Source organism: Gilvimarinus sp. 2_MG-2023 (assembly GCF_030547685.1).
Taxonomy (GTDB): Bacteria; Pseudomonadota; Gammaproteobacteria; order Pseudomonadales; family Cellvibrionaceae; genus Gilvimarinus.
Genome location: NZ_JAUOQM010000035.1, coordinates 96977 through 110869, shown reverse-complemented (window position 1 = coordinate 110869; position 13893 = coordinate 96977). Strand labels below are relative to the sequence as shown.

The following is a 13893-nucleotide window of genomic DNA, read 5'->3' as shown; positions in this document are numbered from 1 at the left end:
ATATACGAGGCCTTACATTTCACACTTTATCAAAGTGCTTTACAGCTCGACTGACTGTAGCGTAACTAACTTCAAACGCATTACCAACTTCGGTCAGAGTATAATGGCCACTGCGATAGGCTGCTGCGGAATCCCGGGGACAAATACCGCCTTCAACAAACTGCTCATTACCCAAGAATACTTGATTGCGTAATGCCTGACATGGCGACGGCCACCCTTTGCCTTCAGATACAAGCTGTTTATATTTCTCTATCGCCCGCCCCCTCCGGCACCTGAACTCCGCTAGGATCCAATCAGTGTGTAAAAAACTGGGCGCGCAAACTCGCGGGTTACCAACAAAACCCACCAGAAGCCGACACCCCACTTTTAGCCTTACCCCAAATCCCGTAAAATGGCCCACCCATTTTCCAACATGACACACACCTATGGCCGTAAAGTCTGAATCCAGCCACACCCCTATGATGCAGCAGTACCTGAAGATCAAGGCTGAGCATCCCAATGAGTTGGTGTTTTACCGGATGGGCGATTTCTACGAGCTGTTCTTTGATGACGCCAAAAAGGCTTCGGAGTTGTTGGACGTCACTCTTACGGCGCGCGGTAAATCGGGCGGCGAGCCGATTCCGATGGCGGGTGTGCCCTATCACGCGGCGGAGGGGTATTTGGCGCGCTTGGTACGGGCCGGTGTGTCGGTGGCCATTTGTGAGCAGATTGGCGACCCGGCCACCAGCAAAGGGCCGGTGGAGCGCAAGGTGGTGCGGGTGGTTACCCCCGGCACGGTGAGCGATGAAGCCCTGCTCGATGAGCGCCGCGATAATTTGCTGGTGGCTGTTCACCGCCACGAAGACACCTTTGGCATTGCCTCTTTAGATATGGCCAGCGGCCGCTTTTTGGTGTTGCAAGTCGATGGGCTGGATGCAGCCAGCGGTGAGCTGCAGCGGTTAAACCCGGCCGAGCTACTCATTAGTGATGATCTTGTGTTGCCCGAGGTGACCGAAAACCGCAAAGGCGTACGCCGCCGCGGCCCTTGGGAGTTTGAGCTGGAAACCTCGGAGCGGTTGTTAACCCAGCAATTTGGCACCCAGGATTTATCCGGCTTTGGTTGCGAACACTTACACACCGCGATTGCCGCTGCGGGCTGCCTGCTAAGTTACGCCCGTGAAACTCAGCGCACCGCCCTGCCCCATGTGCGTACCCTGGCGCACGAGAACCGCGACCAAGCGGTTGCCATGGATTCGGCCACACGCCGCAATCTGGAGATTGACCTCAACTTAACCGGCGGGGACGACAACACTTTATTCTCGGTATTGAACAAGTCTTCCACCGCGATGGGTGCTCGCCTTCTTAGGCGCTGGCTAAACCGCCCACTGCGCGATTTGCATACGCTGCAAGAACGCCAAGATGCCATCGGGGTGTTAGTGGATAACTACCGCTTCGAACCCCTGCGCGACAAACTCAAGCGCATTGGTGATATGGAGCGTATTTTAGGTCGGCTGGCCCTGCGCTCCAGCCGACCGCGGGATTTATCGCGCCTGTATTTATCGCTGGCCAGCTACCCGGAGCTGCAGGCGGATTTAGCCCAGTGCGACAGCCCGCGGCTGAACACACTGCGCGAGCTGATTAGCACCTTCCCCGAACTGGTTGATTTACTGGCGCGAGCCATTGTAGAGAACCCACCGGTGGTGATTCGCGATGGCGGCGTTATTGCCGAAGGCTATGATGCCGAGTTGGACGAGTTGCGCGGCATCAGTGAAAACGCGGGTCAATATTTGGTGGATCTCGAAACCCGCGAGCGCGAACGAACCGGCATGAGCACCCTTAAGGTCGGTTACAACCGTGTACACGGCTACTACATTGAGTTGAGCCGCGCTCAATCCGGCCAGGCACCGGCCGATTATATTCGCCGACAAACATTAAAAAACGCCGAGCGTTTTATCACCCCAGAGCTAAAAGAATTTGAAGACAAAGCGCTGTCGGCCAAAAGCCGAGCCCTGGCCCGGGAAAAAGCACTGTACGAAGAGCTGATTGAAACGCTCAACCAGCAGTTGATTCCACTGCAGGACTCCGCCGCCGGTGTATCTGAGTTAGATGTGCTGTGCAATTTTGCCGAGCGCGCCACAAGCTTAGAGCTAACCGCACCGAGCCTTTCGCCCGAACCGGGCATCAGCATTAAAAGTGGTAGGCACCTGGTGGTTGAGCAAGTCCTCGACGGACCTTTTGTGCCCAACGACCTCAACTTTAGCCGCGAGCGCCACATGCTGATTGTCACCGGCCCCAATATGGGCGGTAAGTCGACCTATATGCGCCAAGCGGCCCTGATTACTCTATTGGCTCACGTGGGCAGTTTTGTGCCCGCGCAATCGGCCACCATTGGCATGGTGGACCGTATTTTCACCCGCATTGGTTCGTCCGATGATTTGGCCGGTGGCCGCTCCACTTTTATGGTCGAGATGACCGAAACCGCCAATATTTTGCACAACGCCACCGAGCGCAGCTTAGTGTTGATGGATGAAATTGGCCGCGGTACCAGTACGTTTGATGGCCTAGCTTTGGCCTGGGCCTGCGCGCGACACCTAGCGGAAAAACTGCGGGCCTTTACTCTGTTTGCCACCCATTACTTTGAGCTTACCCAGCTGCCCGACAGCATTCCGGGTATTGTTAACGTGCACCTCAACGCCACCGAGCACAAAGACAGCATTGTGTTTTTACACAAGGTCCAGGAGGGCCCGGCGAGCAAAAGCTACGGTATTCAAGTCGCTCGTTTAGCTGGCATTCCCAACCCGGTTCTGCAAAGCGCCGAGGTGCAGCTACAAAGTCTGGAGGGCGGCGAGCATCACCAACTGAGCTCGACCCCGGCCGCACCGAGCGCCTCGCCCATGCAGGCCAGCCTGTTTGATGCACCGGAGCATCCAGCGGTTAGTGCACTGGATGAGCTCGAACCGGACGAGATGACACCTAAGCAGGCGTTGGAGGCTTTGTATCGGTTGAAATCGCTGTAAATAAAAACGATTTTCAGTCGCATAAAACAGCTTAATTAACCGTGAGTTAGAGGCGACTTGCCCCTACCAAAACTTGCAAATGCTGGTAAAATGCCCCACTTTTAAAATATTGGTAACCGTGGAGTCACGCAATGACGTTCGTAGTTGGGGATAACTGCATTAAATGTAAACACACCGACTGTGTTGAGGTATGCCCGGTCGACTGCTTCTATGAAGGCCCCAATTTTTTGGTAATTCACCCCGACGAGTGTATCGATTGCGCCTTGTGTGAGCCTGAGTGTCCGGTTGATGCTATTTTCTCGGAAGATGAAGTGCCGGAAGATCAGGAAGTGTTTACCGAGTTAAACGCAGAGTTGGCCGAAGTTTGGCCTAATATTACTGAGAAGAAAGACGCCCCGGCCGATGCCGAAGAGTGGGATGGCGTTGAGGGTAAGCTGCAATACCTGGAGCGCTAGAATTTAGCGACAACCTTAGGTACAACAAAAAAGTACCACAAAAAAAGCCGCGCACTGCGCGGCTTTTTTTGTGGCTGTCAGCTCACTCTGGTAAAGCGTGAGATTAAACGTTAAATAAGCTCTCGCTGTTAAGCCCTTGCTTTTCCAGAATATCGCGCAGACGACGCAGCGCTTCGACTTGAATTTGACGCACTCGCTCACGGGTTAAGCCAATGGCTTTGCCCACTTGCTCAAGTGTACTCACCTCATGGCCGCGAAGGCCAAAGCGGCGCGCTAAGACTTCGCGCTGCTTTTCACTCAAATCATCTAACCAGTGGTCGAGACTGTGATTAATATCGTCGTCTTGCATTAACGCAGCTGGGTCCGACTCATGAGTATCGGCAATCGTGTCCACCACGGCGCGATCTGACGAATTACCAATGGGAACATCCACCGAGGTAACGCGCTCATTAAGACCGAGCATACGCTCTACATCACCGACCGGCTTGTCCAACATAGTGGCAATGTCGTCTGCGGTGGGTTCATGATCAAGCTTTTGAGTGAGTTCGCGGGCTGCACGCAAATAAACATTTAGCTCTTTAACTACATGAATCGGCAGGCGAATCGTGCGTGTTTGATTCATGATGGCCCGCTCAATGGTTTGGCGAATCCACCAAGTGGCGTAGGTAGAGAAGCGAAAACCGCGCTCGGGGTCGAATTTTTCCACCGCGCGTATTAGCCCCAAATTACCCTCTTCAATTAAATCGAGCAGCGCCAAGCCGCGGTTGACATAACGGCGGGATATTTTCACCACCAAACGCAAGTTGCTCTCAATCATGCGTTTGCGCGATGCATCACAGCCTTTTAGCGCTCGGCGTGAGAAATACACTTCTTCTTCGGCGGTTAACAGTGGAGAGAAACCAATTTCATTTAAATAAAGCTGGGTGGCATCAAGTGCTGAATTGTCGGAGGCGAGACGTTCCGGTGAGCTTCTTCGCGGTTTTCGTGCAGATGTCTTACTGGCCGGCGGCTCGTCGAGTTGCACTTCGGCAACATCGGCACCGGTATCGATGGATTGGGCAACTACTTGATCTTTAAGATCAGTAGCACTGGTTGTTTCCCTGTTTCTAACTGGCATATCAGGCCCCCTTATTGGATCCTCTGCGGCAACTTAACTATTGCCTTCGCCATATGGCCGTAAACGTTAGCGGCACTCTATTACTACATCCTGTAGAACATTTCTTAACGCTGGGTAACCGATTAACGCTTGGGCAAATACGTCAGTGGGTTTACCGGTTTACCATCGCGCCGAATTTCGAAATGTAATTTCTCTTTATCGGTGCCGCTAGAACCTAGTTCAGCAATTTTTTGACCGGCTTTAACAGTGTCACCTTCTTTTACACTCAGCGCTCGGTTATGAGCATAGGCGCTTAGGTAGGTGTCATTGTGTTTAACGATCACTAATTTGCCGTACCCTCGCAAGCCAGATCCGGCGTAAACAACATAGCCACCGGCGGCTGCAACTACAGACTCACCTAATTTTCCACCAATATCAACACCTTTATTTAATCCACCGGATGAGCTATAGCCCGCTATCACTTTGCCACTTACCGGCCAGCGCCAAGAAAGTGGACTGCGAATAGTGGCCGGAGGAGTTGCTGCAACTTGTGTGGTTGTTTTATTTTCAGAACGTCGAACTGGGGGTTGAGTAGCATTCGCATTTTCCTGCACCTTAGGCGCAGGCTTTTGAGGCGTTACTTTGGGAGGTTTAACGGGCTCTCGGCGAGCGATTTTAGGCGGTGGCTGACGCTTTGAGGCATCGCTGATATCGAGCCGCAGCTGCTGAGTTGCGTAGATTGTATAAGGGGCACCTATGCCGTTATGGCGCGCCAATTGCCGATAATCAAGGCCGTAACGCCAAGCAATACTGTAAAGGGTTTCATTGGGCGCCACCGAATGGATCAGAATTTTTCGCGTGGGCGGCTGCTCGCGGTCGGTAACTTGAGCCGGCGGAGCCGAGGAACAAGCTGCCAATATCAAAGTGTTCAATATTGTGAACAGTTTAATTAGGTGCCATTTTTGACCTGGGGCAAAAAACATACAGTGCGGCTCCCAATGACTCAATATAAATAACAGCGGCTTATTTGATTTGGCAATTAATAAACCGTGGTTATTAGAAATTTATCTTAACCTGCGCCATTAAAATGGCCTAATAGTGATCTTTAAGCACTTTTTTATGCTTATTTTTTACCCATTAAGGCCATCCGCTCCAGGGCTAAAATAATCAACGCCCCCACCAGTGCCAGTAATATAACCGATAACCATTGCGAACTCTGACCGGCCCCTGTGTCGTACACCCAAGGCCACACATTCTTTTGTGCGACCACGACTTGTTCGCCGTGGCGATTGAGCTGTGTAAGCAATATTTGCTTCCAAGGCCAGACTACTACGGCAGCACCTACCAAAAAACCGGTTAACACCGCAATGGTGCTTTGATGAAAACGCTGCAGCAGCCAATATAAAAAATGCGAAAACACCAGCAAACCGAAAACACAGCCGGCCATAAATGCCCCCAACACCACAAAATTCGCCTCGGTTACAGCTTTTATCATGACCGCGTACATGCCCAGTACTAACAATAAAAAACTGCCCGATACACCGGGTAAAATCATGGCGCAAATAGCAATAGCGCCCGATAAGAATACCGTTACACCATTCACCGGTACATCCACCGGCTTAATAGTGGCAAAGGCAATGGCGGCCAGTGCCCCGGTCACAATCAACAAAAGCGGCCGCCAGTGCCGAAGGTGAATGGTTTTGGCTAAAAACCAAGAAGAAGCGAGTATTAAACCAAAGAAAAAACCCCATATTTGCAGAGGGTAATTATCGAGTAGCAATACAATGGCGTGAGAGAATAAAACTATACTGAGTATCACCCCGGCAAAGAGCGTGGCCAAGAAGGAACCATCGATGGCACGCCAAAAAGCCGCAACACCTTCTCTCTTGAGTACAACCAGCGCCATGGGTGTGCAAGACTTTAATGCTTTTAATAGCCGCTCATAAATACCTGTAATAAAGGCGATGGTACCGCCAGACACGCCGGGCACGATATCCGCCGCCCCCATGGCCATGCCTTTTAACAGTATTGACAAGTACGGACGCAAACCTTGCCAACGCATCAGCGAGTGGTACCCGATAATAGTGGAACAAATTTAACCGGTTCTAATTCTTGCGTGATAAACGAGTCGGCATCGTGCTCGCGCACCACTAGGTACAAGCTTTGTTGCTCGCCACCGGCGGGAATAACCATTACCCCGCCAGGCGCTAGTTGCTGCTTTAAGTCTTCGGGAATTACCGCAGGGGCTGCCGCGCTTAGAATGGCATCGAAAGGGCCTTTTTGCGGCCAACCGAAACCGCCATCGGCGTGGGTAAACATCACGTTGCGCAGGCCTAGCTCGCGCAAGCGGGTACGGGCTTTGTCTTGCAGCGGTTTAATACGCTCCACCGAATACACTTGCCCCACTAATTGGGCCAGTACGGCGGTTTGATAACCGGAACCGGTGCCTACCTCTAATACCCTCTCTGGGGTTTTGCCGCAGGCGCCCAGCAGGATTTCCGTCATGCGGGCGACAATATAAGGCTGGGACAGTGTTTGACCGTAGCCAATAGGGAGGGCTGAGTCTTCGTAGGCGCGGTGCGACAAAGCTTCATCCAAAAACCAGTGGCGAGGGGTGTTACGAATAACATCCAGCACGCGCAGATCGGCCACTCCTTGGTCTACCAGTCGCTGGATCAACCGCTCCCGAGTGCGCTGGGAGGTCATACCAACGCCCTCTAAGTTAAGATTATTCAACCCCTTACCCTCTGTATTTTTCTATACATTGTCAGTATTTTGGTCGGCCACTATAGCATAATTCGACATCGGCCTACTCGCTCAATACGGTGCGCACCCGCGCCAATTCGCGCACGACAGCGGTGGCATAAGCCCCCACAGGCAGCTCAAATTGTAAGCGTAAGTCATCCGCCTGCCACTGCCAGTCAAGCTGGGAGACCCGGCTGACTAACGCCCGCCGGTCTTGTTTAAGACCGGTAAACTCCAGCGGCTCGCACCAGTGTTGCCAAGGATTCAAGATATCGCTTTCCAAAGCGAGCACTTCATCGCTGGAGGCTAAACGGCCACGCCCCCACAAAGGGCCTGTAGGCAACTCACCTTCGGTGATTTCGCCCTCGAGCACTTGGAACCAACTTCCATTTTCTACCCGTGCCGCCAGTACTTGATTGAATAGCCACGAACGAGCCGCCGATAGCACCATGGCTTTTTTACTGCGATTTTTAATGGTGCTACCGGCCACCAACATGCGCTCGGCCGCGTGTAGATTACCCGCATCGATACCAAAGCGCTGCTCGCCAAAGTAGTTCGGTACACCTTGCTTTGCAATTTGGGTCAGGATGTACTCCAGAGCTACCCGGTCACCCGTCACGTCGCGCAGCCAGAGCACAAACTGGTTAGCGCGGTGCTGGCCTCGGCGCAACTTTTGCCGGTGGCGTACGGTTTCAATCACGTGCACAGAGTCTGAGCTGAGCGACGCCCAATCGGGGTCATCGCCTTTAGGCAAATACACACTAAACCACTGACGGGTAATCGCGTGCCGGTCTTTCTGCCCACAGTAGCCCACATCGCGCGACTCGACGCCAGCCAGTTTGGCAATCTGGCGCGCTAACCACTCGGTGTTGTCGCCGTCTTTTTGTACGTGTAAAAAAACGTGCTCGCCCTCACCGGCCAGCTCAAAGCCTAAGTCCTCAAACACCATAAAGTCGCTGTTGGTACGGCGTAAATCCGCCTCAGCGCTGGGGCCTGAATAAGCGTAAGGGAAGTCTAATGAAAATTCGGTCATAGGTTATATCTGAATAGGCGCCAACAACACCACCGCTTGGGCGGCTATACCTTCGCCCCGGCCGGTAAAGCCGAGCTTTTCGGTGGTGGTGGCTTTAACATTAATTTGAGAGATGGAACAAGCCAAGTCTTGGGCGATAGCCTCGCACATATTCGCTATATAAGGCGCCATTTTGGGAGCCTCGGCAATGATGGTCATGTCGGCATTGCTTACTCGCCACCCGTCAGCTTTGACTTTACTCATCACTAAACGCAGCAGCTCGCGGCTGTTGGCACCGCGGTACTGCGGGTCGGTATCGGGGAAATGTTTACCGATGTCCCCCAACCCACAGGCGCCCAGCAGTGCATCGCACAGAGCGTGCAATAGAACGTCTCCATCGGAATGGGCCACCAGCGATTGTGAGTGTGGTATCACTACCCCACCAATGGCTATTTTATCCCCCGGCCCAAATTTATGGACATCAAAGCCCTGCCCAATTCGCATGATTTACCCTTTTAATTGATTGGTTAAAATTAGCTCTGCCAAGGCTAGGTCTTCCGGATGGGTCACTTTAATGTTGTGTCGGCTTGCCGCTACCACCTGGGGTTGCCAACCGGCCAACTCCATTGCACTGGCTTCATCTGTTACCGGTCGTTTTTGTGCTAGAGCATCCGTTAATGCTTGGCGCAGAGCGTGTAACGGAAACATTTGCGGCGTTTGTGCTGACCACAAAGCCGTTCGGTCGACGGTAGCCGTAATGTCTTTCCCTCGAACTGATTTAACGGTGTCACTGACAGGGGTCGCTAAAATAGCGCCCTGCTCGGTAGGGTTTGCCATTAGTGCGTGGATATCTTCCAGCACAACACAGGGCCGCGCAGCATCATGAACCAATACCCAGTGATTGATCGTGGTATCTTGCGGCAACCCATTAAGCGCACTGAGCACCGAATCGGCCCGCTCCTGCCCGCCGATTACGGTGGCAATTCGGGCATGATGACGACAGGACAGCTCGGACCAATAGGTATCGACGGGGCTGAGCGCGACAATGATTTTCTCAATTGCGCTCACCGCCAGGAGTTTATCTAAGGTGTGCTCTAACAGGGTTTTACCCAAAATGCGCTGATACTGTTTGGGGATAGCGCCGCCCAAACGCTTCCCGACTCCGGCGGCGGGTACAACCGCCCAATAGGTGGCAGATTCAGACATATTCGGTTATTGCGCCGAGGGAGTCATAAAAAAGGTCTCACCTTCTTTAATCATCCCCATATCTTGCCGCGCACGCGCCTCGATCACTTTGTGACCATTCTTAAGGTCGGTCACCTCGATCGCTAAGACCCGGTTGCGCTCACGCAGGCGGTCATTCTCGGCTTGCTGGCGGGCAATATCGTCTTGTAGGCGGGCGCGATGAGCATAACTGCCCTCACCGACCCAAAGTCGGTATTGCAGCCCCACAAACAAAACCACGAGAATTGCCAGCAACCATTTCATAGGCGGCAGTTTAGCGCAGCTGCCCAACCGAGGCTATATATAGCGCACTGAGAAGGTTAAAATAGCGACTCATGCAAAACACTTACGTACTATGGCCAAGAAAAAACCGGAAGTTCGGATAAAAAATTGGGGTATTTATACGCCGTGGGATCACAGCGCCAAATCATTACCGACACTGCTGAAATCGACCTTTGATATTCCCTGTGAGGAAGGCATTGAGTTTGGCTATATTGCCAACATCAAAAAAGCCAAGAATAAGAAGCTACAGTACTGTATTTATCACCCCGACATTCCCGATGAAACCGGCAACCCTCTGCCACCGTTCAGCGGCGAAGAGTACATACGCCAAAACGACTGGAATTTTTTTATTGGCGACACCATTTGGAAGCCGATCGGCAACAAACAAGGCCCGTGGCGTATTACACTGGCGATTGATGGCGAGATTATTACCGATAAAACGTTTCGCTTACTGCCTACCGAGTCGGCCAATTAGGGTTTGCGTAACGCCGGTGTACTAGGTATTAGCGGCTTCAGCGATATCGACACAGGCAACCTCTTCGGCGCTGAGCGGGCGAGTGGCGCCAGGGGCTAAATCGCCCAACCGAATTGGCCCCACGCTAATCCGATGCAGGCTTGTCACCTCGTTATCAAACACCCCAAACATGCGTTTAACCTGATGGTACTTACCCTCCACTAACGTTAAGCGTGCACAATAATCGCTGACAATCTCCAGCTGTGCCGGTTGGGTGGTGATATTTTCATAGGCGAAGTACACACCGGCGGCAAACACCGCCTCATACTCCTGACGCAACGGCTGGGCCAAAGTCACTTCGTAGGTTTTGGGAAGCTTGGTGGCGGGCAAGCTAATACGGCGCGACCAACGGCCATCGTTGGTTAACAACACCAAGCCCGTGGTATTAAAATCGAGTCTGCCGACTAGGTGTAACTCGTCTTTTTGTGGGTGCTCAATCAAATCGAGCACTGTGGTGTGCTGCTGATCTTGTGTCGCGCTCACAATACCGGCGGGCTTGTTGAGCATGATATACGCCGGTTGTGTGTCGTTTAAGCAGACGCCATCGAGCACCACATGGGTAAACTTGGTAACGCGCTGCGCTATGGAGTCGGCGGGCTTGCCATCCAGTACAATCCGCTTTTGCGCAATTAACACCCGAACATCGGCCTGCGAATACTCACTGTACTGACTTATATAGCGATCCAGCCGGTAGGTATTGGATTTCATTGCGCTGTTAGCGCCCCGCGATTAATCACTTTGCTGATCGCTACCAAGCTTATCGAACATTGTTTTCATGGTGGGGTTGCGCCGGGTTAATTTTTTTACCGTGAGGTCATCAGCTTTATTGTTGGCCAAGCGCAAGTTGTTTTCCGAGCCCAGCAACGCATCTTTGGTTTTTTGCAGATGGGTGATGGTTTTATCGATTTCATCAATGGCGGTTTTAAACTTTTTGGAGGCCAACTCATAATTGCGGGCAAAGCCGGTTTTAAATGCGTCGAGATCACTTTCAAAATTGGTGATATCGATATTTTGCGACTTCACCAACGCCAGCTCAGCTTTATACTTAAGAGCGTTTTGCGCCGCGTTGCGCAGCAGTGTAATCATCGGGATAAAAAACTGGGGCCGAATCACATACATTTTAGGGTGGCGGTGAGAGACATCCACAATGCCTGAATTGTACAGCTCACTGTCGGGCTCGAGCAGTGACACCAACACGGCGTATTCACAACCTTTTTCGTTGCGGTCTTTATCCAGCTCTTTTAAAAAATCTTCATTTTTCTTTTTGGTTGCCGTTTCATCACTCTCGTTTTTCATTTCAAACATAATGGAAACGGTTTCGGTTTTTTCTTGCTCTGGCTCAGCGCCCGCCTCGCCATAATCGCGAAAGATGTAATCGCCCTTACTGCCGGTACGGGCGTCGTTGTCTTTTTCAAAATACGCGAGTGGAAACGCCGTGGCGCGAAGGCGGTTAAACTCCGTCTCGCAGTGCTGCTCCAGAGTTTCACCCACCATTTTGGTGGACAGGCGCGCTTTCATATCGCGTAAGCGCTCGATTTCGCCCTCGCGATCTTTAATTTGCGCCTCGTAGCGCTCCTTGAGGCTACTCGCCTCGCGCTCGCGCTCCCACTTAGCGCGCTCAAGCTCACTGTTTAAACGCTGCAATTCGGCATTTTGCTTAGCGCTGGCCTGTTGCAGCTCACTGGTTAATTTTGCCTTGGCAAGTTCGGCAGCTGCACGTTTTTCCTGTGCGGCCTGCTGAACCTCGTGCGCCAGTGCATCGCGCTCTTTCTCAAGCTGAGCTAAGGCTTCCATAACGGCGTATTTTTTGGCCTCTTCGCCGGCAGCCAACTTAGCGTTGAGCGCTTTTATTTCGGCGTCTTTTTCGGCGGCGGCTTTGTCGCGCTCGCGCGCCGCCTCACTGCGGGCAAGCTCAATGGCATTTTGCTTCTCGCGCTCGGCAAGCGCTAGGCGTTCATTTAATTGTTGCTCAAACTCGTGGTCGCGAACCTGTTTAAGAATATCTGCATAACCGGCTTCATCGACTTTAAAAGCTTTTTTACAGTGAGGGCAGTTGATTTCGTGCATGATGAGTATCCGTTAACTGGCATTGTTTGCACTATTGATGATACCCGAACAACAAGCCCACGCGGAGACACTAGGACTAAAAATATCAAAAACGCGGGTATCGGCTGTGCTATTGCCGACATTACATCACAGCGACAGAGCAGAGCCAAACTTTAAGGTTCAGATTTAGCCCGCTCACGACCCAGAACGGATTAGGCCAAACCCAGCCAACGGCGGGAGGTTTGCCAGCGGCGCAACAGGATAAATTCAAGCAGCACTAGGGCGATTAAGGATAATCCTACCACGGGCAAAAGTACCCCTAAGAGTAAAACCAGCCCCACCAATACACGACCCACCCTGGGAGTATGAATTGGCGCGGGGGCGCCGAGCTTGCCACTGGGGCGGCGGCGCCACCACAAAACGGCACCGCTAACACTAAGCACCACTAAACCAAGCGTGGTGACCACCCCTAATATCAAGTTAAACCAGCCAAACAAATAACCTTCGTGAGCGGCAATGCCAACCCCCACCACCCGATCGACAACAGATTTATCGGCAAAGTCGCGTGCTTTCACCACTTCGCCGGTGCGGTTTAACCACACGTCGGCCCGCTGGGGGCGATTTTGCGTTTGCGAGCTCACTTTAAAGTCATCACCGGCAGCCGATATTTGCACCGGACTGGCGAGTGATAACGCTTGAGCCTCAGCAATAACAACCTCGGGCAAATCAATACGCTCGACAATGGACGGCCGCCAAGAAGCGCGTTCTTGGGCTTGTGTCTGAGTCCAGTCCTGCACCACAGGTTCCGCCCCCCACTGACGCACTTCTTTAAATGCCGCCCCCCATACCAGCGCCCAGGGTAAACCTGAAACTAGCAAAAACAATGTGAACGCGCTGAGCCATACGCCGATAACAGCGTGCAAATCACGCCAAAACACGCGGCCGCTTTTGCTCAATCTTGGGTAGAGCACACCCGCCATACCTTTCGCGCTACGCGGCCACCACAAATACAGACCCGTAACAATCAACACCAGCGCCCAACAAGCAGCCAACTCAACCAAGACCGAACCAAAGCGACCCGCCAATAATTCACCGTGAAAGCTTCGCACCTGCTGCATAAATTGATCGGCGTAGGGAATGGATTTCAATACTTGATTGCGATACGGATCGACATACACCTGAATGCGCTCACCGGCGGCACTCACACTAACCACCACTGAATGGCGAGGCGTCTCCGGTAAGTGATAGGCCATAAATTTCGACCCCGGATACGCAGCCTGAGCTGTGGTAATAATTTGGTTGGGTGTGGCGCGCTGCTCGCTTACCTGTAACTGATTAAACGGATGATCGACCCATCGCTCAAACTGAGGCTTAAATAAAAATATAGCCCCAGAAATTGCCAAGGTAATAACAAACGGTATGCAAAAAACTCCCGCATAAAAATGCCAGCGCCATAAGGTTCGATACACTTGGCGCTGGGTACTAGCCACGGTTTTTTCTTTTATTTGTGACGGGTCATTCAT

The 13893-nt window shown here is 52.3% G+C and carries 14 protein-coding genes; 3 read left to right on the top strand and 11 right to left on the bottom strand.

Annotated elements, in window-relative coordinates; all coding sequences use genetic code 11:
- Positions 1 to 425: 425 nt before the first annotated feature.
- A complete protein-coding gene (gene mutS / locus Q4526_RS08005) occupies positions 426 to 2996 on the top strand; it encodes a DNA mismatch repair protein MutS (RefSeq protein WP_303609586.1) in 2571 nt (856 codons plus the stop codon).
- A gap of 131 nt (positions 2997 to 3127) precedes the next feature.
- Positions 3128 to 3451, top strand: coding sequence for a ferredoxin FdxA (fdxA, locus tag Q4526_RS08000; RefSeq protein ID WP_215976509.1), 324 nt, complete (start codon positions 3128 to 3130; stop codon positions 3449 to 3451).
- A 103-nt stretch (positions 3452 to 3554) separates the two neighbouring features.
- On the opposite strand, the gene rpoS is transcribed toward fdxA, so the two are convergent.
- The 8 genes from rpoS to ftsB all read right to left on the bottom strand — a co-directional run bounded on the left by rpoS (position 3555) and on the right by ftsB (position 9792).
- A complete protein-coding gene (gene rpoS, locus Q4526_RS07995; protein ID WP_303604099.1) occupies positions 3555 to 4568 on the bottom strand; it encodes an RNA polymerase sigma factor RpoS in 1014 nt (337 codons plus the stop codon).
- A gap of 122 nt (positions 4569 to 4690) precedes the next feature.
- Complete coding sequence (locus Q4526_RS07990; protein ID WP_215976508.1) at positions 4691 to 5530, bottom strand: peptidoglycan DD-metalloendopeptidase family protein; 840 nt, start codon at positions 5528 to 5530, stop codon at positions 4691 to 4693.
- A 140-nt stretch (positions 5531 to 5670) separates the two neighbouring features.
- Positions 5671 to 6582, bottom strand: a complete 912-nt coding sequence (locus Q4526_RS07985; protein WP_303604098.1) for a DUF368 domain-containing protein — start codon at positions 6580 to 6582, stop codon at positions 5671 to 5673.
- A 26-nt stretch (positions 6583 to 6608) separates the two neighbouring features.
- Positions 6609 to 7253, bottom strand: coding sequence for a protein-L-isoaspartate(D-aspartate) O-methyltransferase (locus Q4526_RS07980; protein WP_215976506.1), 645 nt, complete (start codon positions 7251 to 7253; stop codon positions 6609 to 6611).
- A gap of 103 nt (positions 7254 to 7356) precedes the next feature.
- Positions 7357 to 8325, bottom strand: a complete 969-nt coding sequence (gene truD, locus Q4526_RS07975) for a tRNA pseudouridine(13) synthase TruD (RefSeq protein WP_215976505.1) — start codon at positions 8323 to 8325, stop codon at positions 7357 to 7359.
- Between the two features lie 3 nt (positions 8326 to 8328).
- On the bottom strand, positions 8329 to 8808 hold the full coding sequence (ispF, locus tag Q4526_RS07970; RefSeq protein ID WP_303604097.1) for a 2-C-methyl-D-erythritol 2,4-cyclodiphosphate synthase: 480 nt from the start codon (positions 8806 to 8808) through the stop codon (positions 8329 to 8331).
- 3 nt (positions 8809 to 8811) lie between these two features.
- Positions 8812 to 9510, bottom strand: coding sequence for a 2-C-methyl-D-erythritol 4-phosphate cytidylyltransferase (gene ispD, locus Q4526_RS07965; protein ID WP_215976504.1), 699 nt, complete (start codon positions 9508 to 9510; stop codon positions 8812 to 8814).
- Between the two features lie 6 nt (positions 9511 to 9516).
- On the bottom strand, positions 9517 to 9792 hold the full coding sequence (gene ftsB / locus Q4526_RS07960) for a cell division protein FtsB (RefSeq protein ID WP_215976503.1): 276 nt from the start codon (positions 9790 to 9792) through the stop codon (positions 9517 to 9519).
- 91 nt (positions 9793 to 9883) lie between these two features.
- Here ftsB and Q4526_RS07955 point away from each other — a divergent pair, with 91 nt between their 5' ends.
- Positions 9884 to 10285, top strand: coding sequence for a DUF3859 domain-containing protein (locus tag Q4526_RS07955; protein ID WP_215976502.1), 402 nt, complete (start codon positions 9884 to 9886; stop codon positions 10283 to 10285).
- Between the two features lie 21 nt (positions 10286 to 10306).
- Here Q4526_RS07955 and Q4526_RS07950 read toward each other — a convergent pair whose 3' ends face one another.
- The 3 genes from Q4526_RS07950 to Q4526_RS07940 all read right to left on the bottom strand — a co-directional run bounded on the left by Q4526_RS07950 (position 10307) and on the right by Q4526_RS07940 (position 13893).
- Positions 10307 to 11032, bottom strand: coding sequence for a pseudouridine synthase (locus Q4526_RS07950; protein ID WP_215976501.1), 726 nt, complete (start codon positions 11030 to 11032; stop codon positions 10307 to 10309).
- A gap of 21 nt (positions 11033 to 11053) precedes the next feature.
- Positions 11054 to 12391 carry a DUF2130 domain-containing protein gene (locus Q4526_RS07945; RefSeq protein WP_215976500.1) on the bottom strand — a complete coding sequence of 446 codons (1338 nt, stop codon included), beginning with the start codon at positions 12389 to 12391 and terminating at the stop codon, positions 11054 to 11056.
- A gap of 191 nt (positions 12392 to 12582) precedes the next feature.
- Positions 12583 to 13893 (bottom strand): PepSY domain-containing protein, encoded by a 1311-nt coding sequence (locus Q4526_RS07940; protein WP_215976499.1) that lies wholly within the window; start codon positions 13891 to 13893, stop codon positions 12583 to 12585.

Bases quoted from the DNA above. Each gene is read 5' to 3' on its own strand.
- Q4526_RS07945 (WP_215976500.1), bottom strand. From the start codon at position 12,391: ATGCACGAAATCAACTGCCCTCACTGTAAAAAAGCTTTTAAAGTCGAT.
- Q4526_RS07990 (WP_215976508.1), bottom strand. From the start codon at position 5,530: ATGTTTTTTGCCCCAGGTCAAAAATGGCACCTAATTAAACTGTTCACA.
- rpoS (WP_303604099.1), bottom strand. From the start codon at position 4,568: ATGCCAGTTAGAAACAGGGAAACAACCAGTGCTACTGATCTTAAAGAT.
- Q4526_RS07980 (WP_215976506.1), bottom strand. From the start codon at position 7,253: ATGACCTCCCAGCGCACTCGGGAGCGGTTGATCCAGCGACTGGTAGAC.
- ispD (WP_215976504.1), bottom strand. From the start codon at position 9,510: ATGTCTGAATCTGCCACCTATTGGGCGGTTGTACCCGCCGCCGGAGTC.
- mutS (WP_303609586.1), top strand. From the start codon at position 426: ATGGCCGTAAAGTCTGAATCCAGCCACACCCCTATGATGCAGCAGTAC.
- fdxA (WP_215976509.1), top strand. From the start codon at position 3,128: ATGACGTTCGTAGTTGGGGATAACTGCATTAAATGTAAACACACCGAC.
- Q4526_RS07955 (WP_215976502.1), top strand. From the start codon at position 9,884: ATGGCCAAGAAAAAACCGGAAGTTCGGATAAAAAATTGGGGTATTTAT.
- truD (WP_215976505.1), bottom strand. From the start codon at position 8,325: ATGACCGAATTTTCATTAGACTTCCCTTACGCTTATTCAGGCCCCAGC.
- Q4526_RS07950 (WP_215976501.1), bottom strand. From the start codon at position 11,032: ATGAAATCCAATACCTACCGGCTGGATCGCTATATAAGTCAGTACAGT.
- ftsB (WP_215976503.1), bottom strand. From the start codon at position 9,792: ATGAAATGGTTGCTGGCAATTCTCGTGGTTTTGTTTGTGGGGCTGCAA.
- Q4526_RS07940 (WP_215976499.1), bottom strand. From the start codon at position 13,893: ATGAATGACCCGTCACAAATAAAAGAAAAAACCGTGGCTAGTACCCAG.
- ispF (WP_303604097.1), bottom strand. From the start codon at position 8,808: ATGCGAATTGGGCAGGGCTTTGATGTCCATAAATTTGGGCCGGGGGAT.